The 23,227-nt window shown below is 72.6% G+C and carries 19 protein-coding genes; 7 read left to right on the forward strand and 12 right to left on the reverse strand.

Annotated elements, in window-relative coordinates:
• Positions 1–52: 52 nt before the first annotated feature.
• The 6 genes from PV350_RS01320 to PV350_RS01345 form a co-directional block, all read right to left on the reverse strand.
• The gene (locus tag PV350_RS01320) at positions 53–970 is read right to left on the reverse strand and encodes a LysR family transcriptional regulator (protein WP_499515936.1); all 918 of its coding nucleotides are present in this window, start codon (positions 968–970) and stop codon (positions 53–55) included.
• Between the two features lie 271 nt (positions 971–1,241).
• Positions 1,242–2,081: a formate dehydrogenase accessory sulfurtransferase FdhD gene (gene fdhD, locus PV350_RS01325; protein WP_499515935.1), complete on the reverse strand. Its 840-nt coding sequence runs from the start codon at positions 2,079–2,081 to the stop codon at positions 1,242–1,244.
• A complete protein-coding gene (locus PV350_RS01330; protein ID WP_500332548.1) occupies positions 2,069–4,363 on the reverse strand; it encodes an FdhF/YdeP family oxidoreductase in 2,295 nt (764 codons plus the stop codon). Before PV350_RS01330 ends, fdhD begins: the two co-directional genes overlap by 13 nt.
• A 289-nt stretch (positions 4,364–4,652) precedes the next feature.
• Positions 4,653–7,046 (reverse strand): SpoIIE family protein phosphatase, encoded by a 2,394-nt coding sequence (locus PV350_RS01335; protein WP_500332549.1) that lies wholly within the window; start codon positions 7,044–7,046, stop codon positions 4,653–4,655.
• A 74-nt stretch (positions 7,047–7,120) separates the two neighbouring features.
• The gene (locus tag PV350_RS01340) at positions 7,121–8,098 is read right to left on the reverse strand and encodes a WGR domain-containing protein (protein WP_500332550.1); all 978 of its coding nucleotides are present in this window, start codon (positions 8,096–8,098) and stop codon (positions 7,121–7,123) included.
• A 65-nt stretch (positions 8,099–8,163) separates the two neighbouring features.
• Positions 8,164–8,712 (reverse strand): GNAT family N-acetyltransferase, encoded by a 549-nt coding sequence (locus PV350_RS01345; protein ID WP_500332551.1) that lies wholly within the window; start codon positions 8,710–8,712, stop codon positions 8,164–8,166.
• Between the two features lie 122 nt (positions 8,713–8,834).
• Here PV350_RS01345 and PV350_RS01350 point away from each other — a divergent pair, with 122 nt between their 5' ends.
• Together PV350_RS01350 and PV350_RS01355 are read left to right on the forward strand one after the other, a co-directional pair.
• Entirely contained in the window at positions 8,835–9,554 is a 720-nt protein-coding gene (locus tag PV350_RS01350) for an SDR family oxidoreductase (protein WP_499515930.1), read from the forward strand.
• 60 nt (positions 9,555–9,614) lie between these two features.
• On the forward strand, positions 9,615–10,085 hold the full coding sequence (locus tag PV350_RS01355) for a winged helix-turn-helix transcriptional regulator (RefSeq protein WP_499515929.1): 471 nt from the start codon (positions 9,615–9,617) through the stop codon (positions 10,083–10,085).
• A gap of 15 nt (positions 10,086–10,100) precedes the next feature.
• Here PV350_RS01355 and PV350_RS01360 read toward each other — a convergent pair whose 3' ends face one another.
• On the reverse strand, positions 10,101–10,511 hold the full coding sequence (locus tag PV350_RS01360) for a DUF3662 domain-containing protein (protein ID WP_499515928.1): 411 nt from the start codon (positions 10,509–10,511) through the stop codon (positions 10,101–10,103).
• Between the two features lie 229 nt (positions 10,512–10,740).
• On the opposite strand from PV350_RS01360, the gene PV350_RS01365 reads away from it, so the two are divergent.
• The gene (locus tag PV350_RS01365; protein ID WP_499515927.1) at positions 10,741–11,904 is read left to right on the forward strand and encodes a right-handed parallel beta-helix repeat-containing protein; all 1,164 of its coding nucleotides are present in this window, start codon (positions 10,741–10,743) and stop codon (positions 11,902–11,904) included.
• A gap of 3 nt (positions 11,905–11,907) precedes the next feature.
• Here the strand turns inward: PV350_RS01365 and PV350_RS01370 are convergent, their stop codons facing one another.
• Positions 11,908–12,948: a serine/threonine-protein kinase gene (locus PV350_RS01370; RefSeq protein ID WP_499515926.1), complete on the reverse strand. Its 1,041-nt coding sequence runs from the start codon at positions 12,946–12,948 to the stop codon at positions 11,908–11,910.
• A gap of 376 nt (positions 12,949–13,324) precedes the next feature.
• Between PV350_RS01370 and PV350_RS01375 the strand changes: the two genes are divergently transcribed.
• Positions 13,325–14,992 (forward strand): ABC-F family ATP-binding cassette domain-containing protein, encoded by a 1,668-nt coding sequence (locus tag PV350_RS01375; RefSeq protein WP_500332552.1) that lies wholly within the window; start codon positions 13,325–13,327, stop codon positions 14,990–14,992.
• Between the two features lie 53 nt (positions 14,993–15,045).
• Here PV350_RS01375 and PV350_RS01380 read toward each other — a convergent pair whose 3' ends face one another.
• The 4 genes from PV350_RS01380 to PV350_RS01395 form a co-directional block, all read right to left on the reverse strand.
• On the reverse strand, positions 15,046–16,509 hold the full coding sequence (locus PV350_RS01380; protein WP_499515924.1) for an amidase family protein: 1,464 nt from the start codon (positions 16,507–16,509) through the stop codon (positions 15,046–15,048).
• 210 nt (positions 16,510–16,719) lie between these two features.
• On the reverse strand, positions 16,720–17,937 hold the full coding sequence (locus PV350_RS01385; protein WP_500332553.1) for a phospholipase D-like domain-containing protein: 1,218 nt from the start codon (positions 17,935–17,937) through the stop codon (positions 16,720–16,722).
• 105 nt (positions 17,938–18,042) lie between these two features.
• Positions 18,043–18,570: a DoxX family protein gene (locus PV350_RS01390; RefSeq protein ID WP_499515922.1), complete on the reverse strand. Its 528-nt coding sequence runs from the start codon at positions 18,568–18,570 to the stop codon at positions 18,043–18,045.
• A gap of 55 nt (positions 18,571–18,625) precedes the next feature.
• On the reverse strand, positions 18,626–20,074 hold the full coding sequence (locus PV350_RS01395) for an amidohydrolase family protein (protein WP_500332554.1): 1,449 nt from the start codon (positions 20,072–20,074) through the stop codon (positions 18,626–18,628).
• A 259-nt stretch (positions 20,075–20,333) separates the two neighbouring features.
• Here PV350_RS01395 and PV350_RS01400 point away from each other — a divergent pair, with 259 nt between their 5' ends.
• Genes PV350_RS01400 through PV350_RS01410 form a run of 3 tightly spaced genes read left to right on the forward strand, consistent with a single transcriptional unit; the run spans position 20,334 to position 23,207 of the window.
• Positions 20,334–21,524, forward strand: a complete 1,191-nt coding sequence (locus tag PV350_RS01400) for a CaiB/BaiF CoA transferase family protein (RefSeq protein ID WP_499515920.1) — start codon at positions 20,334–20,336, stop codon at positions 21,522–21,524.
• Positions 21,517–22,347 (forward strand): citryl-CoA lyase, encoded by an 831-nt coding sequence (locus PV350_RS01405; RefSeq protein ID WP_500332555.1) that lies wholly within the window; start codon positions 21,517–21,519, stop codon positions 22,345–22,347. Before PV350_RS01400 ends, PV350_RS01405 begins: the two co-directional genes overlap by 8 nt.
• A gap of 2 nt (positions 22,348–22,349) precedes the next feature.
• Positions 22,350–23,207, forward strand: a complete 858-nt coding sequence (locus PV350_RS01410) for a dioxygenase family protein (RefSeq protein ID WP_499515918.1) — start codon at positions 22,350–22,352, stop codon at positions 23,205–23,207.
• The last annotated feature ends 20 nt before the right edge of the window (positions 23,208–23,227 follow it).

Genomic DNA, 23,227 nt, shown 5'->3' on the forward strand with positions numbered 1-23,227 from the left:
GACGGCGCCGGGCCCCGCCGCCGTCGGGCGTCGTCGGCCGCGATCCCCGGTCTCACTTCATCCGGGGAAGCGACTCCAGGGGCTTGAGGTCGGCGTGCTGCGCGGTGGCGACCAGCGCCTGCACCATGACGGACTCGGGATCCCGGCGGAAGGCGACCAGCCCTATCTCGGCAGCCCGGGCGGGCTCCACCATCGGGACCGCCCGCACCCCGGGCGGCACTCCCAGGGCATGGATCCACGCCAGAGGGGCGATCCCGGCCCATCGCCCGGGCACGACGTGCGCGATCAGCGAGGCGAACGAGTCGGTCTCCACCCTCGCCGTCGGTTCGGCCCCGGCCGCGGCGAAGAGGGCGTCCATGGTGCGCCGTCCCCGCATGGTCGATGTGAGCAGGCACAGTGGCAGGGCCGCCGCCTCCGCCCAGGTCGCCGTCGCGCCGCCGGCCGGGGCCCACGAGGCGTCGGTGAGCAGTGCGTACTTCTCCCGGTACAGCGGCACGGTGCGAAAGGCGGCGCGCACCTCGTCGTCCAGGTAGGTGACTGCGGCGTCGAGGGTGAAGTCCCTGAGCATCGTGAGGATGTCACTCGACGTCAGGTCGTTCACGATGTGCGCGGTGAGCAGCGGGTGCCGCGTGCACAACGGGTCGACCAGGCGCGGCACGGCGGTGGCCGCGCTGGGCACGACGCCGATGCGGATGCGGCCGCTCAGTCCGGTGCGCATGGCGGCGACCTCGCCCTCCATGGCGTCCCGGTCGGCCAGGATCTGCCGCGCCCACACCACGACGCGCTCGCCCTCGGCGGTGAGTCCGTCGAACCGCCGGCCCCGCTGGATCAGCGGGACCCGCATCTCCTCCTCCAGCTTGCGGATGCCCTCGGACAACGAGGGCTGGGACACCCCGCAGCTCTGCGCGGCGCGGGCGAAATGCCCCTCCTGCGCCAGGGCCACCAGGTATTCGAGCTGCCGGAAGAGCACGGCTGAGCACCTCTCAGGATTCCGCCGGCCGGGAGACGCGTCGGACCTGTTCCCGGGTTCCGAGCTGTATACCAAGTCGCTCCCGGCGGGCCGACGGCGCCCGCCTCCGCGAAGTGCCCGGAGCGCTCGTGTTCCCAGTGAACCGGTGAGTGCCGTGCGCGGCGAGTCGAGGATGCGGTCACGGCGCCACCGGGCGCGGAACGGGTGCCGCCCGGCGGGCGGCACCCCTGGCGCACGCCCTTGCGCACGCACCGCCGGGCGACGCTCCGCGTCAGGCGACGGGCTGGGTCACGCGCAGCCGCTCGGCGCCGGTGTACACGTTCGCCGAGCGGCCGCGCAGGAAGCCCACCAGGGTCATCCCCGTCTCGTCGGCCAGGTCCACGGCGAGGGAGGACGGCGCGGACACCGCGGCCAGCACCGGGATGCCCGCCATGGCCGCCTTCTGCACGAGTTCGAAGGACGCCCGCCCGCTCACCATGAGCACGGTGCCCCGCAGCGGCAGCAGCCCCTCCTGCAGCGCGTGGCCGACCACCTTGTCGACGGCGTTGTGACGGCCCACGTCCTCACGCAGGCACAGCATCTCGCCGTCCGTCGTGAACAGCCCGGCCGCGTGCAGCCCGCCCGTGCTGTCGAAGACCCGCTGCGCCGCCCGCAGCCGGTCGGGGAGGGTGAAGAGCACCTCGGAGCCGATCTGCGCGTCGTCGCCCGCCACGCTCCAGTGCTGCGTGGTCCGCACCGCGTCCAGGCTCGCCTTGCCGCACAGACCGCAGGAGGAGGTGGTGTAGAAGTTGCGCTCCAGGGAGAGGTCCGGGAGGCGCACACCAGGGGCCAGGACGACGTCGACGACGTTGTAGGTGTTGCCGCCGTCGTCCGTGGCACCGGCGCAGTAGCGGATGCCCAGCACGTCGTCCGGACCGTGGATGACGCCCTCGCTGACGAGGAAGCCCACCGCGAGGTCGAAGTCGCTGCCGGGGGTGCGCATGGTGACCGTCAGCGCGCGGCCGCCGACCCGGATCTCCATCGGCTCCTCGGCGGCCAGCGTGTCCGAGCGGTGCCCGGGCACCCCGTCCCTGATCCGCAGCACCCGCCGCCGCGCGGTCACCCGGCCCATGCCGCCGCCTCCAGTCGTACGACGACGGCCTTGGAGGTGGGGCAGTTGCTGACGTCCGCGACGCTGTCCAGCGGGACCAGGACGTTGGTCTCCGGATAGTAGGCGGCGGCCGACCCCCGGGAGGTGGGGTAGGGCACCAGGCGGAAGGACTCGGCCCGGCGCTCGCTGCCGTCGGTCCAGATGCTCACCAGGTCCACCATCTGCATCTCGGTGAGCCCCAGGGCCGCGATGTCCTCGGGGTTGACCATGACGACCCGGCGGCCGCCCTGGATGCCGCGGTAGCGGTCGTCCATCGCGTACGGGATGGTGTTCCACTGGTCGTGCGACCGCAGGGACTGCAGGATGAGGTGGCCCTTCGGTGCCCGCGGCATCTCGAAGTCGTTGCGGGTGAAGACGGCCTTGCCGCTCGGCGTCCGGAAGGTCATCGCGTTCACCGGGTTCGGCAGCTGGAAGCCGCCCGGTTCGGCGACGCGCCGGTTGAAGTCCGCGAACCCCGGGACGACCCGGGAGATCCGGTCCCGGACGGTGCCGTAGTCGGCCTCGAACTCCTCCCAGCCGATCGCCGGGGAATCGCCGAGCGTGGCCCGGGCCAGCCGGGAGATGATCGCCACCTCGCTCAGCAGGTCGGGGGAGGCGGGCGTCAGCTTGCCGCGGGAGGCGTGCACCATGCTCATGGAGTCCTCGACGGTGACGAACTGCTCGCCGCCGGCCTGGACGTCCCGGTCGCTGCGGCCCAGGGTGGGCAGGATCAGTGCGGTGTCACCGCACACGGTGTGCGAGCGGTTGAGCTTGGTGGAGATGTGCGCCGTCAGCCGGCAGCGGCGCATCGCCCGCTCCGTGACGTCGCTGTCGGGGGTGGCCCGGATGAAGTTCCCCGCCACCCCGAGGAAGAACTTCGCCTCGCCGTCGCGCATGGCACGGATGGCGTCGACGGAGTCGTGGCCGTGCTTGACGGGGGGTGTGAAGCCGAACTCCCGTCCCAGGGAGTCGAGGAAGCTCTGCGGCATCTTCTCCCAGATGCCCATGGTGCGGTCGCCCTGGACGTTGCTGTGGCCGCGCACCGGGCACGCCCCGGCGCCGGGCTTGCCCAGGTTGCCGCGCAGCATCAGGAAGTTGACGATCTCGCGGATGGTCGGCACACCGTGCTTCTGCTGCGTGACGCCCATGGCCCAGCAGACGATGACGCTCTTGGCCGCCAGGACGCGCTCGTGGACCTGCTCGATCTCCTCGCGGGTCAGGCCGGTGGCCGTCAGCACGTCGTCCCAGGAGGTCTTGCGGGCGTGCTCGGCGAACTCCTCGAAGCCCGTGCTGTGCTCGCGGATGAAGTCGTGGTCCAGGACCGTGCCGGGAGCGGCGTCCTCGGCCTCCAGGAGCAGCAGGTTCAGCGCCTGGAAGAGGGCGAGGTCGCCGCCCGCGCGGATGTGCAGGAACTGGTCGGCGATGACCGTGCCGCGGCCGATGACGCCGCGCGCCTTCTGCGGGTGCTTGAACCGCATCAGCCCGGCCTCGGGGAGGGTGTTGACGGCGACGACGCGTCCGCCGCCCCGCTTGGTCTCCTCCAGTGCGGACAGCATGCGCGGGTGGTTGGTGCCGGGGTTCTGTCCGACGACGAAGATCAGGTCGGCCTCGTGGATGTCGTCCAGGCTGACGGTGCCCTTGCCGACGCCGAGGGTCTCGTTCATCGCGGCGCCGCTGGACTCGTGGCACATGTTGCTGCAGTCCGGCAGGTTGTTGGTGCCGTAGGCGCGGGCGAAGAGCTGGAGGAGGAAGGCGGCCTCGTTGCCCACCCGTCCGGAGGTGTAGAACAGGGCCTCGTCCGGGGAGTCCAGGGCCCGCAGCTCCTCGGCCATCAGGGCGATGGCCTCGTCCCAGGAAATGGGCTCGTAGTGCTCCGCGCCCGGCCGCTTGACCATCGGTTCGGTGAGTCGGCCCTGCTGGTTGAGCCAGTAGTCGGACTTGCGGCCCAGTTCCTCGACGGTGTACCGCTCGAAGAACTCGCGCCGTACGCGGTGCGACGTCGCCTCGTCGTTGATGTGCTTGGCGCCGTTCTCGCAGTACTCGTTCATGTGCCGCTTGCCCGGTGCCGCCTCCGGCCAGGCACAGCCGGGGCAGTCGATGCCCTTGGCCTGGTTGACGTTCAGCAGGGTCAGCATGGTCCGGCGGGGCGAGGTCTGGCTCAGCGAGTACCGCAGTGCGTGCGTGACCGCGGGGAGACCGGTCGCCCATGTCTTGGGCGAGGTGATCTCCAGGTGCTCGTCCGTTGGGTCCTCCAGAGCGCTCATGCCTGCCCTGCCTTCCCGGCTTCCAACACCGCGGAAACCGCCGCGAATACCGATCCGCGCAAAAGCTAGACCCGCTTCACCGGCCCGTCAAAGAGGCCGTTCCTTTTGCTTGATAGGCGGCGCCGATCAAGCAAAACCAGCGGCTGACTCCCTGCTCGTCGCGGCACTGCACGCATCCGGGGGAACGCGGCGAGAAAGCGGGCGCAAAAAAGCGTCCCGCCATCCGGGGATTTCCCCGGGGACGTCCGTTCCGCCGCCCACGAGAATTCAGGGCCGGCTCCGCGCCCCTCTAGACGGCGATGGTCTGCTCGGTCCAGATGGTCTTGCCGCGCTCCCGGTAGCGGGTGCCCCAGCGCTCGGCGAACTGGGAGACCAGCAGCAGGCCGCGCCCGCCCTCGTCGGTGGTGCGGGCGTGGCGCAGGAAGGGTGCGGCACTGCTGGTGTCGGAGACCTCGCAGGTCAGCGCGCGGTCGCGGATGAGCCGGAGCTGGATGGGCGGTGCCGCGTACCGGATGGCGTTGGTGACCAGTTCACTGACGATGAGTTCGGTGGCGAAGCACTCGTCGTGCAGGGCCCACGCCGCGAGCTGACGTGTCGTCAGCGTCCGGGCGGTGGCCACGGCGGCGGGGTCGCACGGCAGGTCCCAGGTGGCGACGGAGTCGGAGCCGAGCGGCCGGGGGCGGGCCACGAGCACAGAGGCGTCGTGGTCCGGGTCCGCGGGGACCAGGGCGTCGGTGAGCAGCAGGCTCATGTCCTGGGGGGAGTCGCAGGGCGTGGCCAGCAGCCGTTCGAACTCCGCCCGGCCGGTCCCCTCCGGGTGGCTCTGCAGGAGCCCGGGGGTGCGGAGCACCAGCATGCATCCCGCGGGCAGTTCCAGGGTGGCCATCTCGAAGGACGGCCCGGGGCGGCCGAGCGGTTCGCCCGCGGGGGCGTCCGGGATCCGCACGGTGTGGTCGGGGTGGACGACCGCCGGCGGCGGATGGCCCGCCGAGGCCATGGTGCTCTGCCGGGTCACGGGGTCGTAGACCATGTAGAGGCAGGTGGCCCCGACCGGGGAGCCCGAGCCCGCGCCCTCGTGCTCCTGGGCGAGGTTGCGCACCAGGTCGTCCAGGCGGGCGAGGACCTCGTCGGGGGCCTGGTCCAGGTTGGCCAGGGTGTGCACGGCCGCCCGGAGCCGGCCCATGGTGGCGGCGGTGCGCATGCCACGGCCGGGGGTGCTGCCGCTGACGAGGGCGACGCGTGCGCCGGGCAGCGGGATGACCTCCGTCCAGTCGCCGCCGGCACCGGAACGCACCAGGTGGTGGGCCCACTCCACGGCGCTGGGCGCGGGCAGCCGCTGGGGCAGCATGCCGCGCTGCAGGGCGAGGACGGCGTTGCGTTCACGCACGTAGCGGTGGGCGTTGTCCAGCGCCATCGCGCCGCGGCCGGCGAGGTCGACGGCGAGCGTGAGGTCGTCGTCCTCGAAGGGGCCCAGGTCCGGGTCCCACCGGTGGAAAGTGACCAGGCCCAGCACGCAGTCGCGGACCAGCAGCGGCACCACCATCAGGGAGTGCACCCGCTCCTCCAGGATCCTGCCGCCCCGCACGGGGTCGTCGCCGATCCACGCGCTGTCCTGGCTGAGCCGGGGGACGAGGCGCGGCTCGTGGTCGGCGAGCACCTGCAGGGCGGGCGAGCCCACCAGGTGGGTGCTGACCGCACCCGTGGTGTACGCCCCGGTCCGGCCGCAGCGGGCGGAGGTGGCGGCGCGCCGCAGCCCGGTGTCGTCCGCGACCGGCCCCGCCGCCATCTCCTCGCCCCCGAGGAGGGGGGCCAGCAGGTCCACGTTCACGCAGTCGGCGAGTACCGGGACGCCCACCTCGGCCAGTTCCTGCGCCGTGCGGATCGGGTCCAGGGTGGTGCCGATCCTCCGTCCCGCCTCGGCCATCAGGGCCAGGCGCGCCTCGGCGAGGTGGCGTTCCGTGACGTCGACGACGGCGTCGGCCACGCCGAGGATGCGGCCGTCCTCCGACTCGAGCCGGAAGGCGGACGCCGAGTAGACGTGCTCCTTGGCGGGGTCGCCCGGCGGACGGCCGCGCTTCTCGAACGAGATCGCGGCCTCCCCGGTCCTGAGCACCCTGTTCATCACGCGCTCGGCGAGCTCGGCGCTGAAGTCGGGCCAGACCTCCGTGGGTCGCCGCCCGAGGGCGAGTTGCGACCGGTGGTCGTTCATGCCCTCCGCCGCCGGGTTGAACCGCATCAGCCTGAGCTGCGGGTCCAGCACGAACAGCCCGATGGGCGAGCGGGTGAACAGTGCCTCGAGGAGGGCGCGGTCGACGTCCGGGGAGAGGCCCGACACCCCTGTCAGCAGGTCGACGGTCAGGCGCGGGCCCGTCCCGTCGTCGCGCACGGCCCGCAGGCTCGGCCGGCAGGCCACCGTCCGCCCGTCACGGTGCCGGAGGAGGACGCATCCGGGCCCGGCGCACGCGCCGGATCCGGCGTCGGCGGTGCCGGGGGCGGGGACGGGGGCGAGCAGGTCCAGCGCGGGCCGGCCGAGCACGTCGTCCGCCGGGTGGCCGAGGAGGGATTCCGCCTCCGGGCTCCATGCGACGACCGTGCCATGGGCGTCGATCACCATCCGCGCCGCCGTGCGCCCCGCCGGCTCCTCGCGCCCTTCGCCGCGTTCCCGCGATGCCCAAGTGCCCATGACCGTCCCATCACGTTCCGGTCCTCAGGTTCCCAGTCTTGCGCAGGCGGGCGAGGTCACCACTCGGGGCCGCCTCAGCCGTGCAGGAAGGCCGTCACCTCCGCGAGGGACGGGACCTCGGCGGGTGTGAAGCGCCGGGTCTCGCCGCGGAAGGAGCGCACTTCCAGCCGGCTGCCGGGGTCCGCGCCCGGCAGTGCCGCCAGGAGGGCCTGGAGATCGGCGGCGCCGAACACCTTGAACGTCCGTGTCCGACGGTAAGGGGACGGCTGGACGTCGAAGCGGAGGTCCACGACCGGTTGCGGCCGGCGGGCCCAGTCGGCGTACGGCAGCGAGCCGTGTCCGTGGATCCGCGCGTCGACCAGGACCTCGGGATCCGCGTCACCGATCTCGCAGTCGAAGACCGGGAAGGCCGCGGCGACGCGGTCGGCGATGGCGGGGTAGGCGACGCAGCCCCGTCCGAGGGCCGGTGCGCAGAACAGCGCGTGGCTGAACGCCCCGACCGGCTCCGGCAGCGGCACCTTGTGGTGGGAGCGCCCGTCGAAGGCAAGGTCGCGACGGGTACGGACGAAGTCCAGGAAGGCGGACACCGCCGCGGCGTCACTCCGGTCGGACCGCACGGTGAAGCGGACGGCGCTGCGTCCGTCGTCGCGCAGGACCACGTACTCGTGGAAACCCGCCGGCCGCCCGGGCGCGAGCACATGGCGGTACACCTGCTCGAAGCCCTCGACCGGCAGGTACTCCAGGGCCGGGGCGTGCGGCCGGGCGTGCGGGCGGGCGCCCGCCCGCAGCACGTCGAGGACCTTCGCCTCCGGGTCGGGTCCGGCGTCGTCCTCCGGCGGGTCGACCTCCACGAAACCCTTCCGCAGCCACTCGCCGGCCTTGCGCGCGGCGTGGCGCCGGGCGTGCTCCTCGTCGTCGAGCGTCGAGGTGCTCCCCTTGCCGTTCGCGCCGACGGAGCCCCAGCGCAGGAAGCAGCGGATCCCCTCCTGACGGATCTCCCGGTACTCGGTCCTCCCGGCCACCGGGGCCTCGAACCGCCGCCACCTCGTCATCCGTGTCCGTCCTCCGGCGTCCGCGGCGTCGCCCGTGCGCTGTACGCCGCCTCCCGGCGGCCATGTTAGGGCGCCCCGACCGGGGCGCCCGCCGCGATCCGGTACAGCACGTTGGGGCGCAGCGGCCCTTCGGGGGCGGTGGGGTCCTCGAAGTCGCCGGCGTGGTCGCGGGTCATGCCGATGCGGCTCATGACGGCCTGGGAGCGCAGGTTCCCGGCCGTCGTCACCGCGAGGATCTCGGCGAGCCCGAGGGTGCCGAAGCCGAAGCCCAGGACGGCCAGGGCCGCCTCGGTGGCGTAGCCCTTGCCCCAGGCCGCACGGGCGAGGCGCCAGCCGATCTCCACTCCCGTGAACGGCAGGCCGTCGTCCACCCGGTCCAGGCCCGCGAAGCCGGCGAACCCGCCGGTCGCCCGGATCTCGACCGCCCACCAGCCGTAGCCGCGCTCGTCGAATTCGGCCAGGAAGCGGGCCACGGACGCGTCGCTCTGCTCCCGGGTCAGCGGCTCCCCCAGGTGCTCCCGCACCTCGGGGTCGGCGTTCATCGCCGCCCAGGGCTCGAGGTCGCGGTCCTGCCAGCGGCGGAGGATCAGGCGTTCGGTGCTCAGTTCGGTCACGCCCCCCAGCCAACGGCAACCGCGGCCCCGGGGCAAGGTCATTTCCCGGCTGAGTTGCTTTTCGGAATCCAGCTGACCTAGATTGGAGATACCTACTCAGCCCAAGGGAACGAGCGCTCCTCATGGACATCAAGAACTCCGTCGCCGTCGTGACCGGCGCCAACCGCGGCCTCGGCCGCCACCTGGCGACCCGGCTGCTCGACCGGGGCGCCGCCAAGGTCTACGCCGGCGTCCGCAACCCCGACGCCCTCGACCTGCCGGGCGTGGAACCGCTCCGGCTGGACATCACGGACCCCGAGTCGATCGCCCGGGCGGCCCGGACCGCCTCCGACGCCACCCTCGTGATCAACAACGCGGGCATCAGCACCCACGTGGGGCTCGCCGAGGGGAACATGGCCGACATCCGCCTGGAGATGGAGACCCACTTCTTCGGCTCCCTGGGTGTCACGCGGGCCTTCGCGCCGGCGATCACCGCGAACGGCGGCGGAGCCGTCCTCAACGTCCTGTCCATCCTGTCCTGGATCCACCTCCCGGGATACGGCGGCTACAGCGTGGCCAAGGCCGCCGAGCTGGCGATGACCAACGTCCTCCGGCAGGAGCTCGCCCCGTCCGGCATCGACGTCACCGCGCTCCACGTGGGCTACATGGACACCGAGATGGCCGACTACGTCGACCCCTCCGACAAGGTGGACCCCGCATGGGTGGCGGAGCTGGCCCTGGACGGCATCGAGCAGCGGGCCCTGGAGGTCGTCGTCGACGACCGGAGCCGCGGCGTCAGGGCCGCACTGTCCGGCGGACTCGAACTGCTCTACCCGGGTCTGCCCGCACCGGCGGCCCGCTGACCGGCGCACGCCGCGGGAGCAGCTGAATTGGAAATGTCAATCCAGAGGTACATTGGAGGCATGTCCAGCGCCAAGGCCACCGGCAAGGAGGAGACCGTCTGCTCGATCGCCCGGACCCTCGAGGTCGTCGGCGACAAGTGGACGCTGCTCGTCCTGCGTGAGGCGGCGATCCGGGGGGTGACGCGCTTCGCGGACTTCCGCCGGGAGCTCGGCATCGCGCCCGATCTGCTGACCGGGCGCCTGGGCTCGCTCGTCGACGAGGGGATCATGGAGAAGCGGCCGTACCGGGAACCGGGCAGCCGGACCCGGTACAGCTACCACCTGACACCGGCGGGCGAGGAACTGCGGCTGATCCTCGCGGCGCTCCAGCAGTGGGGCGACACGCACCGGACCCCCGCGCGGGGGCCGAGCCACCTGCGGCGCTCGGCGGACGAGGGCCGCCCGGTCAGCGTCGCCTTCGTCGACGACGCCGGCACCGTGCTCCCGCCGGAGGGCGTGGAGTTCACCCCCTCGCAGGGCGTCGCCCGCTGACCGCGCCACCCTGGCTCACGACCACCCGGGCGCGATCCGGGCGAGCGCGTCCGCGCGGATCCGGCTCATGGGCCTGCTGCTCACCCGGTAGCGCCCGTTGGGCACCTCGGCGGACCGGACGATGCGTACGGTGACCGGGCCGGCCCACTCGTAGCCGCGCCGGTCGGCGTGGCGCAGCAGCGAATCCGTCAGCGCCTCCCCCACGCGGGCCCGGTGCGGGATCAGCTCCCGGTGCGGGGCGTCGGCCAGCTCCACCGTGTACACGTTCGGCACCACCACGCGGCTCGAACTGCACACCACCGCCCGTTCGTCGCACTCCCGGCGCAGGGCGTCCACCAGTTCCACCGGATCACGGTGGATCAGCTTCGCCACCAGCACCTGTTCCCAGCCCTCGATCACCCGTTCCCATCGTTTCAGTGCTCCCATGACGATGCGCCTGCCCGGGGCCCGGGCCGTGATGCGGCCGCGGCCACCCCATCAGCCGTACCGGGTCGATTCCGGCCACCGGACCCGGCACCCCCGTGGGCCCCGGGGCCACCGGCCGATCAGCGCCCCGTCGCCCGCATGCCGCGGGCTCTGGAGTGGCGAGGTGTCAGATCCGTCCATAGCGTCTGTTTTCGGCTGATCACATGTCACGGAAAGCAGGTGCACACACATGAAGCTCTGTCGGTCCCGCAGGGCCGTCGTCGCGGCGGCCGCCACGGCGACCATCGTGGGGGGCGCGGTCGCGTGCGGCGGCGAGTCGCAGCCCACGGCCTCGCAGTCCGCGGACGCACAGAAGAAGATCTCCGTCCGCGCGGGGGAATCCATCCAGTCGGCGGTGGACCGCGCCAAGCCCGGTCAGGTCATCGACATCGCGGCCGGTACCTACCACGAGAGCGTCCAGATCAGCACGCCGCGGCTGACGCTGCGCGGAGCGGGCACGGGCACCGTCATCTCCCCGAGCACGAAGGGCAAGGAGAACGCCTGCGCCAAGGCGGGCGAGGGCATCTGCGTCACCGGTACGGCACAGAAGAAGGCGTCCGACGTGACGCTGGAGTCGCTGACGGTCGCCGGGTTCAAGAAGGCCGGCATCCACGCGACGCAGGCCGACGGCCTGCAGGTCGTCCGCGTCACGGCACGGGACAACAAGGTGCAGGGCATCCTCGCGGAGAAGTCCGTCCGCACCGTCTTCCGTGACAACACCGCCCGCAAGAACGGCGATTCCGGCATCTTCCTCGCCAACTCCATGGACACCGAGGGCGGTGCGCTCGACACCCAGGGCGCCGTCATCGACGGCAACAAACTGACGGAGAACCGGATCGGCATCGGACTGCGCCGCGTCCGGGGCGTCACGGTCGAGAGCAACCAGGTCACCGGCAACTGCGGCGGTGTCTTCGTCGTCGGCGACGAGGGCGTCCCGCGCGGCGGTGCACTGACCGTCACCCGCAACACGGTGACCGGCAACAACAAGTACTGTGCGCCCAGCGCCCGCCTCCCGTTCATCCAGGGCACGGGCATCCTGCTCACGGGCGTCGAGAAGACCGTCGTGACCGACAACGACGTGCGCGACAACAGCGGCAAGTCCCCGATGTCCGGCGGCATCGTGCTGTTCGGCAGCGTCGTGGGGACGTCCAACTCCGAGAACACCATCCGCGACAACGTCGCCCGCGGCAACAAGCCCGCCGACCTCGCCAACCGCGACCTCAAGGGCAAGGGGAACACGTTCGTCAACAACACCTCGGAGACCACGGAACCCAAGCAGCTGCCCAACAGCTCGCCCAGCGGCGCGTCGAGCACCGCACCCAGCACCGCTCCCAGCACCGCGCCCAGCAGCTGACGTTCAAAGACCCGGCAGACGACGGAAGACCGCCCGGGCCCACATCGGCGGGTCCGGCGGCGGTCCCGGGGGCGTGGGGAGCACGGGCGCCCGGGGCGTCACCCGCGTCACCTGGTGGTCGGGGGAACCGCCCCGCGCGGAACCCTCCTCCGACGCGGTCGCGGCCGCGGCCGCCCGCAGGGCACCCACGAACTCCAGGCAGGAGTCGTAACGGTCCTCGGGGACCTTCGCGAGCGCCTTGGCCATGACGTCGTCCATGGCCGGCGGGATGTCCGGCCGCCGCTCGCTGAGGGGTGGCGGCTGGTCGTACTGGTGCGCCCACAGCAGGGCCATGTCCTCCTCACGCTCGAAGGGCAGGCCACCGGTCAGGCTCTCGTAGACGACGCAGGCCAGGCTGTACAGATCGCAGCGGCCGTCCACCGGGCGCCCGGAGATCTGCTCGGGCGCCACGTAGTCCAGGGTGCCGACGAACTCGCCGACGGTGGTGAATCCGGTCAGCGACAGCGATTTCTTGGTCAGCCCGAAATCCGTGAGGTAGACGTGCTCGGGGTGCTCGCTGTCGGTGCCCTTGGCGACGAGCACGTTCCCCGGTTTGACGTCGCGGTGCACCAGGTCGTGGTCGTGCGCCGCGTCCAGTGCGGAGGCCACCTGGGTGGCGATGCGCAGGGCGGTGGGGACGGGGAGCGGACCGTCCCGGTCGAAGAGCGCCCGCAGGTCGAGGCCCGAGACGTAACGCATCGCGATGTAGAGGACACCGTCGGTCTCCCCGGCCTCGAATATCGGCACGATGTGGGGGTGGTCGATCGCGGCCGCCACCCGTGACTCGTGTGTGAAACGGCGGCGGAAGGTGTCGTTGCGGGCCAGCTCGGGGGCGAGCAGCTTCAGTGCCACCGTACGGTCCAGCCGCAGGTCCCGGGCGCAGTAGACCACGGCCATGCCGCCGCGGCCGATCTCCCGCTCCACGCGGTAGCCGGCGATCTGGGCCCCGATGAGCCCGGAGGACCGCCCGGCGTACACGCTCACGTCATGCGGAATCGAATTCATCGCGCACCACCGCCACGCGGCCCGACATCGGAGACCTTTCCGCGCTCCCTTTCTGAATTGTATCGACCGGGCCCCGGCAATTCGCGGCCGCGCGTTTCCCCCGAAGCCTGAGGTACAGTTCCTGGGTCCTGTCGTCTCCGATAGAGGTGGACGTTGCTCATCTGAGGTCCGCGATCATCGCGCGCACGGCCCCACCGCCGTCCGCCGGTCACGCAGCAGCCGGCCTTCCCGCCGCCCGTGACCCCGCGCGCATGCGACCTCGGTGCACGAGCCGTCCCCGTTCCCCGGAGGACCGCACCCCCCTTCCCGCACGGTCGCCGCGTGGTGCTCGCACACGAAGCCCGCCACCCCTGCGCTTGCGACTGCGAGGACCATCATGTCCACTCCCACCCCCACCGCGACCGGCCCGTCCCTGGGCTGTTCCGGCCTCTCCTTCCGGTGGCCGGACGGCACACCCGTGGTCGACGGGCTCTCCCTCACCATCGGCAGGGGCCGCACCGGGCTCGTCGGAGCCAACGGCGCCGGAAAGTCCACCCTGTTGAAGCTGCTGGCCGGCCGGCTGCCCCCCACCCGGGGGTCGGTGACCGTCGGCGGCAGCCTCGCCTACCTGCCCCAGGACGTCACCCTCGACACCGCGCTCCGCGTCGACCAGGCCCTCGGCATCGCCGGACGGCGCGCCGCCCTGCGGGCCATCGAGGCGGGGGACGTCGGGGAGGAGCACTTCGAGACCGTCGGCGACGACTGGGACGTGGAGGAACGCGCCCTGGCGACCCTGGGCTCCCTCGGGCTCGGCGGCCTCGGACTGGACCGTACCGTCGGCCGGATGTCCGGCGGCGAGACCGTGCTGCTGCGCCTGGCCGCACTGCTGCTGGGCCGCCCCGACGTCCTCCTGCTCGACGAACCCACCAACAACCTCGACCTCTTCGCGCGCCGCCGGCTCCACGAGACCGTCGGATCCTGGCGTTCCGGCGTCCTCGTCGTGGTCAGTCACGACCGCGAGCTGCTCGAACGCGTGGACCGCGTCGCCGAACTGCGCGCGGGCTCCGTCACCTGGTACGGCGGGACGTGGTCCGACTACGAGGGGACCGTGGCCGCCCAGCAGGAGACGGCCGGGCGCGCACTCCGCGCCGCCGAGGCCGACGTGCGCCGCCAGCGCCGCGAACTGGAGGAGGCGCGGATCGCGTCGGACCGCCGACGGCGGCACAGCCGGAAGATGGACGCCCAGCGGCGCGCCCCGCGGATCGTCGCGGGCGAACGCAAGCGTTCCGCGCAGGAGTCCGCCGACCGGCTCCGCGGCGTGCAGGAGGAACGGCTCGCCCGGGCGCGCGAACGCCGCGAGGCCGCCGCGGACGCGCTCCGGGACGACGCGGAGATCCGGGTCGACCTGCCGCACACCGCGGTCCCGGCGGGCCGCACCGTGCTCACCCTGCAGGGGCTGCGGCCACGCTTCGGCAGGCTGCGCCAGGGCGACCTCCACGTCCACGGGCCGGAACGCGTCGCGCTGGTCGGCCGCAACGGCGCCGGCAAGACGACACTGCTGCGCACCCTCACCGGCGAACTCGCCCCGCTGTCGGGCGAGGCGAGGACGCACGTGCCGCTGCGGTTCCTGCCGCAGCGCCTCGACGTCCTGGACGAGGAGCTGAGCGTGGCGGCGAACGTCGCCCGCGTGGCTCCCGGGGTGTCCGAGAACGAGATCCGCGCCCGGCTCGCGCGGTTCCTGTTCCGGGGTGCCCGCGCCGAACAGCCCGCGGGCACCCTCTCCGGCGGGGAGCGCTTCCGCGCCGCCCTGGCGGCGTCGATGCTCGCCACGCCGGCCCCGCAGCTGCTGATGCTGGACGAGCCCACCAACAACCTCGACATGGACGGCGTCCGTCAGCTGACGACCGCCCTCGCGTCCTTCCGGGGCGCACTCGTCATCGCCGGCCACGACCTGCCGTTCCTGGAGTCGGTCGGGATCACGCGCTGGCTGCTCGTCGGCGAGGAGCTCCACGAGACCACCGCCGAGGAGGTGCGCGGCCTGTTGGAGGACGCCGGGAACGACTGACCGTGGGACCGGGCCGCCCCGCCCGTGCGGGGCGGTCCCACGCGCCGGCGCCGTCAGCGCTCCGCGTCCGCCGCCCTCGGCGCCGGTACGGCGAGCGGACGGCGGCGCAGCAGGGTGGGGTTGACGGCGGACGGCGGCCTGCGCAGCCGGGTCGCCTGCTCGTAGTCGTGCGCGTAGCCGAGGAGCAGCGGCTCGCTCCACGCCCGTCCCAGGAAGGTGATGTTGAACGGGCGGCGGTTGGCCGCGAGGTAGCCCGCGGGCACGGTGACCGAGGGATAGCCCGCCTTGGCGCCGATGGACGAACTGCCGCTGTTCGCGAACAGCAGGGCGGTGACGGCGTGTTCGGCCATCAGCGCGTCGATGCGGTCCTTGCTCTCCTCCAGGTCCCGGGCGCGGGCCGCCTTGTACTCGACGGTGTCCGCGCTGTCCGGACCGAGGTCCCTGGCCTGTGCGGCGAGCGCGAGCGTCTGCCCGAACTTCAGCGCGAGGTCCGCATGGGCCTCGTTGTGGGCGATCACGTCGGCGAGGGTGCGCACCGGTGCGCCCTCGGGCAGCCGCGCGAGGTAGGCGTTCAGGTCGCGCTTGAACTCGTGGCTCAGCACCGGGGAGGCGACGTCGTACCGGCGGCGCGCCTCGATGCCGACGTCGACGAGTTCGGCGCCGCGTCGCGCCAGTGCGTCCAGGGCCGCGTCCCACAGGGCCCGTTCGTCCGTGCCGTCCTCGGGCGTCTGTTCCGCGACGACGCCGATGCGCACGCCACGCAGGGCGTCGGGGGACAGGTCGGCGGTGAAGTCGTGGCCTTCGAGCGGGTTTCCGGCGGTGGCCGGGTCCTCGGGATCGGTGCCGGTGAGGACGGTCAGCAGGGCGGCGGCGTCCGCGACGGTGCGGGTCATCGGGCCCGCGGTGTCCTGGCTGGACGCGATGGGCACGATGCCGGTGCGGCTGACGAGACCCAGGGTGGGCTTCACCCCGACCCCCGACGTCGCCGACGCCGGGCTGAGGATGGACCCGTCCGTCTCGGTGCCGATGGTGACGGCGGCCAGTCCGGCCGCGGCGGCGACCCCCGAACCGGCGCTCGAGCCGCTCGGCGTCTCGCTCAGGTCGTACGGGTTGAGCACCTGACCGGCCAGCGAGCTGTAACCGCTGGGCATGCCGACGGTGAGGTAGTTGGCGAACTCGGTGAGGTTCGCCTTGCCGAGGATCACCGCACCCGCCTCGCGCAGCCGGGTCACCAGCGGGGCGTCCTGCGCGGGGTGGGAGTCGGCGAGCACCACCGAGCAGGCGGTGGTCGGCATGCCGAGGACGTCGACGTTGTCCTTCACGAGCACCGGTATGCCCAGCAGCGGGCCGCCGGGGTCGCCGCCCGCCCTGCGCACGTCGGCCGCGGCGGCCTCCTCAAGGGCGGCGGGATTGACGCAGCGCACCGCGTTCAGGGCCGGTCCGCCGACGTCCAGCTCCTCGATGCGCCGCAGGTAGGCGCGGGTGAGGGAGACGCTCGTGATGCGGCCCGAGACCATCAGTGCGGTCAGCTCGGCGACCGTCGCGACCTCCAGGTCGGCGGGGAACGGTTCGTGCGGCGCCGTGTCGGCGGCGTCGGTCCGGCTGCCTGTCGATGCCGGTTCTGGGCCGGTGTTGACGTCGATGTCGCCCTCCAGGGTGAGCGGTGCGCTGACGCGCCCGGTGTCCGTACGCCCCCGCGGCCGTCTCGTGGGGCGACACCATGATGCTCACAGGAAGCGGCGGATGGGCGCGGTCGCCACCTCCTGGGCCCGCTCCAGTGAGGAGCGGGTGCGCCAGCGCGTGCCGTCGACGGGGTCGCTGCGCAGCAGGTCCTCGTCGAAGTGGGCGTCGAGGACGGAGGTGAAGGTCTCGTCGAGCACCGCCAGCATCACCTCCTCGTCGTGGTCGAGGGAGCGGCGGTTGAAGTTGGTCGAGCCGATCAGGGTGGCGACCCCGTCCATGGTGATCACCTTGGCGTGCATCATGGTCGGCAGGTAGTGCCAGATCCGCACGCCGCAGTCGAGGAGCCGCTGGTAGTAGCGCTGCCCGGCCAGCTGGCAGACGCGCTTGTCGGTGTGGGGGCCGGGCAGCAGGATCTCCACCTCCACCCCGCGGGCCGCCGCGTGGCAGAGCAGGCCGACGAAGTACGGGTCGGGAGCGAAGTACGCGGTCGCGAGCCGGATGCGCTGCTCCGCGGAGGCGATCACCACGCGGAGCAGGGTGCGCATGTCCTGCCAGCCGACGCTCGCCGAGCCGCGGACGACCTGGACGATCGCGCCTCCGCTCTGCTCGTGCTCGCCGAAGCGGTCGCGGTCGTCGAACAGCCCGTTGCGCCGGCACTCCGCCCAGTTCTGCGCGAACGCCGCGGCGAGGCCGTCCACGGCCGGCCCGGTGACCCGGACGTGGGTGTCCCGCCATTCGCCGGGGTGCCGGGCGTCGCCGCACCACTCCTCGGCGATGCCGACGCCGCCGGTGAAGGCCACCTCGGCGTCGACCACCAGGACCTTGCGGTGGCAGCGGTGGTTCTGCTTGAACGGCGACAGCCGCACGGGCTTGCGGAACCAGGCGACGTCCACGCCGGCCCGGTCCATGCCGTCCAGCAGTTCCTGCTCGATCAGCCGCCCGCCGAAGCCGTCCAGCAGCAGCCGTACCCGTACCCCCTCCGCCGCCTTGACGGCCAGCGCGTGCGCGAAGTCACGCGCGATCTGGCCGCGCCAGTAGACGAAGGTGGTCATGTCGACGGTGTGCTTCGCCGCGCGGATCGCGTCGAGCATCGCGGGGAAGATCTCGTCCCCGTTCCGCAGGGCCTGCAGGCAGTTGCCCTCGGTCGCGGCGATGCCGATGAGCCGTTCCAGGCGGCGGCGCAGTTCCTGCTTGCGGTCGGCGACGGAGCGCTCCGGCCGGTCCCCGTCGGTGCGGTCGGTCTCCTCCAGCGAAGCGCCCATGCCGTCGTGCCCCCCGGTTCCGGTGCCGCCGCGGCCCGTCCGGCCGCGGCGTCGCGTGGCGTACTCCAGCCGTATGCCCGGCCGGAGGCGGCTTATCCGGAGTGACTACGCGTTCCCGTGGGACTCGGGGGACTCCCTCCTGCTCCTGCGCACCTTGGCGCGGCCGGCGAGCGGCACCGTCGCCGCGAGGAGTCCGGCCGCGAGCGCGGCCGCGCCCCAGGCGGGGGCCGGCCGCCAGCTCAGGCCGAGGACGTGGTCGAGCGACCACTCCCCCGGCCCCGTGAAGCCGAGGCACGCGGCGACCGCGCCGTAGAGGAACGGCACCTCGCAGCCGCCCTTGTGCGCCCAGAAGCCGCCCGGCGCCGTCGAGGCGGCGGCCACCGTCATCGTCCCGACGACGACCGCGCACCCGCCGGGCGTCAGCAGTCCGGCCGCGACCGACGCCGCGCCGGTCAGCTCGGCCACCCCGGCGACCAGGGCCATCCGCGGCCCGGGGACGATGCCGTAGCGCTCGAAGACGGCGCCGGTACCCGTCAGGCCCGCCCCGCCGAACCAGCCGCGCAGCTTCTGCGTGGCGTGGCCGAACAGCAGGGCGGCGAGCAGCAGTCGGAGCAGCAGCAGCCCCATGCTCATCTCTCGGTTCTCCTTCGTCTCGCTCGTGTCACCCGTGCCGGCCGTGCCGCCGCTGTCACCGGCCGTGCGTCGAGGCGCTGCGGTAGTCGGTGTAGGTGTAGGGGTTGTCGAGCACCTTCGTCTCGGGGACGTCGGGGTTCATCCCCTTGCGCCACTCCTCCTCGCCCATGGCGGACCGCAGGTGGTCGACGGTCTCCTCGACCTCGCGCCGCACGGCGGCCAGGTCGACGCCGACGAGGCGGTGCTCGTGCTTGACGACCCGTCCGTCGACGAGCACGGTGTGCACGTCGCCGCGCTGCGCCTGGAAGGCCACCTGGCCGTACGGGTTGAGCAGCGGGAAGGAGACCGGCGAGTGGTCGTTCTTCAGCAGGACGATGTCGGCCTTCTTGCCGGCTTCCAGGCTGCCCAGGTCCCGCTCGCGGCCGAGGGCCCGGGCCCCGCCGAGGGTGGCCCACTCCACCACCTGGTCGGCGCGCAGGGCGCAGTGGGTGACGGTGTCGCCCTTGGCGTGCGCCTCCAGGTGCGCGCGGGCGCGGTCGGCGCCGAGGGTGGTGCGCATGGCGGAGAACAGGTCGCCGCTCCACCACACGCTGGTGTCCATCGACAGGGAGACGGGGATGTCGTGCGAGCGGATGGCCCAGGTCGTCGGGTAGCCCTGGCCGGCGCTCTGCTCGCTCTCCGTCGACACCGAGACCGAGCCGCCGGTGGCCGCGATGCGGTGGTAGGAGTCGGCGCTGAGCGTCGAGGCGTGGACGTACACCGTCTCCGGGGTCATGAAGCCGTTCTCGTACATCAGGCGGATGCCGTCGTCGTTGGTGGCGCCCCACACCCCGGCGTGGGTGGTGACGGCGACGCCCAGTTCGCGGGCCACCTCGAAGGCGGGCTTCTCGGGGAAGGCGGGGTCGCCCGTGACGTCGAAGGCGAGCTGGAAGCCGAGCATGTCGTCGCCGTCGATGCGGCGGGCGACGAAGTCGCGGAACTCCGGCGCGGCGGTCCACTCCGCGGGTGCCTGCTGGATGTTGCCGTAGGCCAGGACGAAGCGGCCGGGCACGGACCGCAGGGCGTCCACGGCGGCGTCGGCGTGGTCCACGGTCTGCAGGCCGTGCGACCAGTCGACGACGGTGGTCACGCCCGCGTCGAGGGCCTCCACCGCGGCGAGCCGGTTGCCGGCGTGGACGTCCTCGGGGCGGAACTTCCTGCCGTGTTCCAGGTAGTACCAGACGAAGTACTGGGTGAGGGTCCAGTCGGCGCCGTAGCCGCGCATCGCGGTCTGCCACATGTGGCGGTGCGTGTCGATCATGCCCGGCATCACGATGCCGCCCGTGGCGTCGATCTCCACCGTCCCGTCGGGGACCGCCAGTCGCGGACCGACCGCCGCGATCCGGTCGTCGACGACGAGCACGTCGGTGTCCTCGAGGACCTCGCGCTCACGGTTGACGGGCAGCACGGTCCCGCCCCGCAGGACGATGGGCCGCCCCGGGGTGAATGCCTCGACCTTATCCATCGTTGAACTCCCTTGGCCGCTTGACGGACACAGGTACGCTATTCGGCCAATGGACCGAGCGCTAGCCTCGCGACGCAGTTCGCAGCACACACGCCCGCGGATGGGCCCCGGCCCTGTCGCAAAACGAGACACCGCAGTGCCGGCAGGCCTCTGACCGGCCACGGCGGTGACGATCGCCCTTGACGCCCCCGGCTTTCCGCAACAGAATCACGGTGACGGACGGCTGTCCGTCCTGCGGTCAGATGAAAGGTGACACTGGATGTCAGAGAGCACCGCGCCTGCGCGACCGGGCCCGGCGGGCCCGCTGTCCGGGCTGCTGGTGGCCGACTTCTCCCGCATCCTCGCCGGGCCCTACGCCACGATGCTGCTGGCGGACCTCGGTGCGGACGTCGTCAAGGTCGAGGGCCCGCGCGGGGACGACACCCGCAGCTGGACGCCCCCGGTGCGCGGCGAGGTGTCCACCTACTACCTCGGCATCAACCGCGGGAAGCGTTCCATCGCACTCGACCTGCACGACGGGGCCGACCTGGAGGCGGCGCGCGAACTCGCGCGCCGGGCGGACGTCGTCATCGAGAACTTCCGGCCCGGCGGGCTGGTCAAGTACGGGCTGGACTACGCGTCGGTGCGGACCGGGAACCCGGCCGTCGTCTACGCCTCCATCAGCGGTTTCGGTTCCGGCGCCGGGCGCAAGGTGCCCGGCTACGACCTGATGGTGCAGGCCGTCTCCGGGCTGATGAGCCTCACCGGGGAGCCCGACGGCCCGCCTTTCCGGGCCGGGATCTCGGTCTTCGACGTCATGGCGGGCAACCACGCGGCCATCGGCATCCTCGCCGCGCTGCGCCACCGCGACGCCACCGGCGAGGGCCAGCACGTCGAGGTCAACCTGCTGTCGTCGGCGCTGACCGGCCTGGTCAACCACAGCTCGGCCTACGTGGCGGGGGGTGAGGTCCCCTACCGGATGGGCAACGCGCACCCGAGCGTGTTCCCCTACGAGCCCTTCCCCACGGCCGACAACGACCTGATCGTGACCGCCGCCAACGACGGCCAGTTCCGCAAGCTGTGCGAGGTCCTCGGCATCCCCGGGGTCCCCGACGACCCGCGCTTCGCGCGCAACGCCGACCGCACCGCGAACCGGGAGGAGTTGCGGCCGCTGCTCGTGGAGCAACTGCTCAAGCGCGGCGCCAACGAATGGTTCGAGCTGCTGGTCGAGGCCGGGGTGCCGAGCGGGCCGATCAACACCATCGACGGCGGCTTCGCCATGGCCGAGCGGTTCGGGCTGGACCCGGTCGTCACCGTCGGCGAGGGCGACCGCGCGGTGCCCACCACCCGCCACCCGGTCACCTTCTCGGCCACTCCCGCCGTGTACCGGCTGCCGCCGCCCGAACTCGACGAGCACGGCGCCGAACTGCGCGCGTGGCTGGCCCAGGACCCGGAGGACACCCGTGACTGACCCGTCCGCGTCCGGCGGCTACCCCACCGCGCTGGGCGCCTCGGACCGCAAGAGCATCACCCTGCTCGGCCAGGACCTCGCCGAGGACATCATGGGCACCGTCGGCTTCGGCGAACTCGCCTTCTGGCTGGCGACGCAGCGCCGGCCGAGCCGCGGCGAGACCCGCGTCTTCGAAGCCGTGCTCGCGGCCCTGGCCGACCACGGCTTCACGCCCACGGCCATCGTCACCCGGCTGACGTACCTGTCCGCGCCGGACTCCGTCCAGGGCGCGCTCGCCGCGGGTCTGCTCGGCGGCGGCTCGCGCTTCCTCGGCGTCACCGAGGACACCGGGACGTTCCTGCACGAGGCACTCGCCGCACACGGCGAACCGCCCCACAACGACTCCGGCTGGGACGAACTGGCGCTGCGCCTGGTGCGCGAGCAGCGGGCGGCCGGCCGCTTCGTCCCGGGCCTCGGCCACCACGTGCACAAGGACGGTGACCCGCGCACGCCCCGGCTGATGGCCATCGCCGCCGAGGAGGGCCTGTTCGGCCCGCACCTGTCGCTGTTCGCGGCCATCGGCCGCGTGCACCCCGAGGTCCTCGGCAAGGCCCTGCCGCTCAACGGCGCCGGCGTGTGCGGAGCCGCACTCGCCGACCTCGGGCTGCCGCTGCCGCTGCTGCGCGGCTTCGCCCTGCTCGCGCGCACCGCCGGGCTCATCGGCCAGCTCGCCGAGGAGATGCGCGATCCGGTCGCGAACGACATCTTCCTCTCCGTCGACCTGAACAACCGGCCCGTCCCGCCCCGGCCGGACACCGAATCCGCAGGGAACACCAAGGAGTGACCGTGTTTGTCAACGAGGACAACCTCACCGAACTGGCGGCCCGGCGCTGGGCGACCGCGCACGCCCCCCGCCAGGCCGAGCTCCTGTCCGCGCTGGTCCGCCACCTCCACGCGTTCGCGCGCGAGGTGGAACTCACCGAGGACGAATGGATGGCCGCGATCCAGTGGCTGACCGAGGCGGGCCGGATCAGCGATGCCAAGCGTCAGGAACTGATCCTCGCCTCCGACGTGTTCGGGCTGAGCACGCTCGTGGTGCAGCTGAACAACAGGTTCGCGCCGCGGGCCACCCCCGCCACCGTCCTCGGCCCCTTCCACATCGACGGGTCCCCCACCGCCCCGTACGGCTTCGACATGTCCGAGGGCATCCCCGGGACGCCGTTGTTCATCACCGGCAAGGTCACCGACCTGGACGGCAAGCCCGTGCCCGGGGCCGTCCTCGACGTGTGGCAGGCGGACGCCGACGGCGCCTACGAGGCGCAGCTCCCCGAGATCGACGAGGCGCGGCTGCGCGCGAAGTACCGGGCCCGCGAGGACGGCACCTACTGCGTCCGCACCATCGCGCCGCGCGGCTACGCCATCCCGATGGACGGCCCGGTCGGCGACCTGATCAGCGCCACCGACATCAGCCACTTCCGCCCCGCGCACGTCCACTTCCTCGTCGACGAGCCGGGGTACGAGAAGCTGATCACCCATCTGTTCCAGGAGGGCAGCGAGTACCTGGACAGCGACGTCGTCTTCGGCACGAAGGAAGCGCTGGTGGTCCGGTTCACCGGACGACCGGCAGGACCCGCCCCCGACGGAACGGCCGTCGACGTGCCGTACCTGCTCGCCGAGTACGACTTCGTCCTGCAGCCCCGCTGACGCGGCGTCGGCCGCAGGTG

It is taken from the genome of Streptomyces sp. PA03-6a, from assembly GCF_033792765.1.
In the GTDB taxonomy this organism is placed as follows: Bacteria; Actinomycetota; Actinomycetes; order Streptomycetales; family Streptomycetaceae; genus Actinacidiphila.

Excerpts from the sequence above, each read along its gene's own strand:
- PV350_RS01390 (WP_499515922.1), bottom strand. The coding sequence starts at position 18,570 with ATGAGCATGGGGCTGCTGCTGCTCCGACTGCTGCTCGCCGCCCTGCTG.
- PV350_RS01335 (WP_500332549.1), bottom strand. The coding sequence starts at position 7,046 with ATGGGCACTTGGGCATCGCGGGAACGCGGCGAAGGGCGCGAGGAGCCG.
- PV350_RS01380 (WP_499515924.1), bottom strand. The coding sequence starts at position 16,509 with ATGGTCTCGGGCCGCATCACGAGCGTCTCCCTCACCCGCGCCTACCTG.
- PV350_RS01350 (WP_499515930.1), top strand. The coding sequence starts at position 8,835 with ATGGACATCAAGAACTCCGTCGCCGTCGTGACCGGCGCCAACCGCGGC.
- PV350_RS01340 (WP_500332550.1), bottom strand. The coding sequence starts at position 8,098 with ATGACGAGGTGGCGGCGGTTCGAGGCCCCGGTGGCCGGGAGGACCGAG.
- PV350_RS01360 (WP_499515928.1), bottom strand. The coding sequence starts at position 10,511 with ATGGGAGCACTGAAACGATGGGAACGGGTGATCGAGGGCTGGGAACAG.
- PV350_RS01395 (WP_500332554.1), bottom strand. The coding sequence starts at position 20,074 with ATGGATAAGGTCGAGGCATTCACCCCGGGGCGGCCCATCGTCCTGCGG.
- PV350_RS01385 (WP_500332553.1), bottom strand. The coding sequence starts at position 17,937 with ATGGGCGCTTCGCTGGAGGAGACCGACCGCACCGACGGGGACCGGCCG.
- fdhD (WP_499515935.1), bottom strand. The coding sequence starts at position 2,081 with ATGGGCCGGGTGACCGCGCGGCGGCGGGTGCTGCGGATCAGGGACGGG.
- PV350_RS01375 (WP_500332552.1), top strand. The coding sequence starts at position 13,325 with ATGTCCACTCCCACCCCCACCGCGACCGGCCCGTCCCTGGGCTGTTCC.
- PV350_RS01400 (WP_499515920.1), top strand. The coding sequence starts at position 20,334 with ATGTCAGAGAGCACCGCGCCTGCGCGACCGGGCCCGGCGGGCCCGCTG.
- PV350_RS01365 (WP_499515927.1), top strand. The coding sequence starts at position 10,741 with ATGAAGCTCTGTCGGTCCCGCAGGGCCGTCGTCGCGGCGGCCGCCACG.
- PV350_RS01330 (WP_500332548.1), bottom strand. The coding sequence starts at position 4,363 with ATGAGCGCTCTGGAGGACCCAACGGACGAGCACCTGGAGATCACCTCG.
- PV350_RS01370 (WP_499515926.1), bottom strand. The coding sequence starts at position 12,948 with ATGAATTCGATTCCGCATGACGTGAGCGTGTACGCCGGGCGGTCCTCC.
- PV350_RS01355 (WP_499515929.1), top strand. The coding sequence starts at position 9,615 with ATGTCCAGCGCCAAGGCCACCGGCAAGGAGGAGACCGTCTGCTCGATC.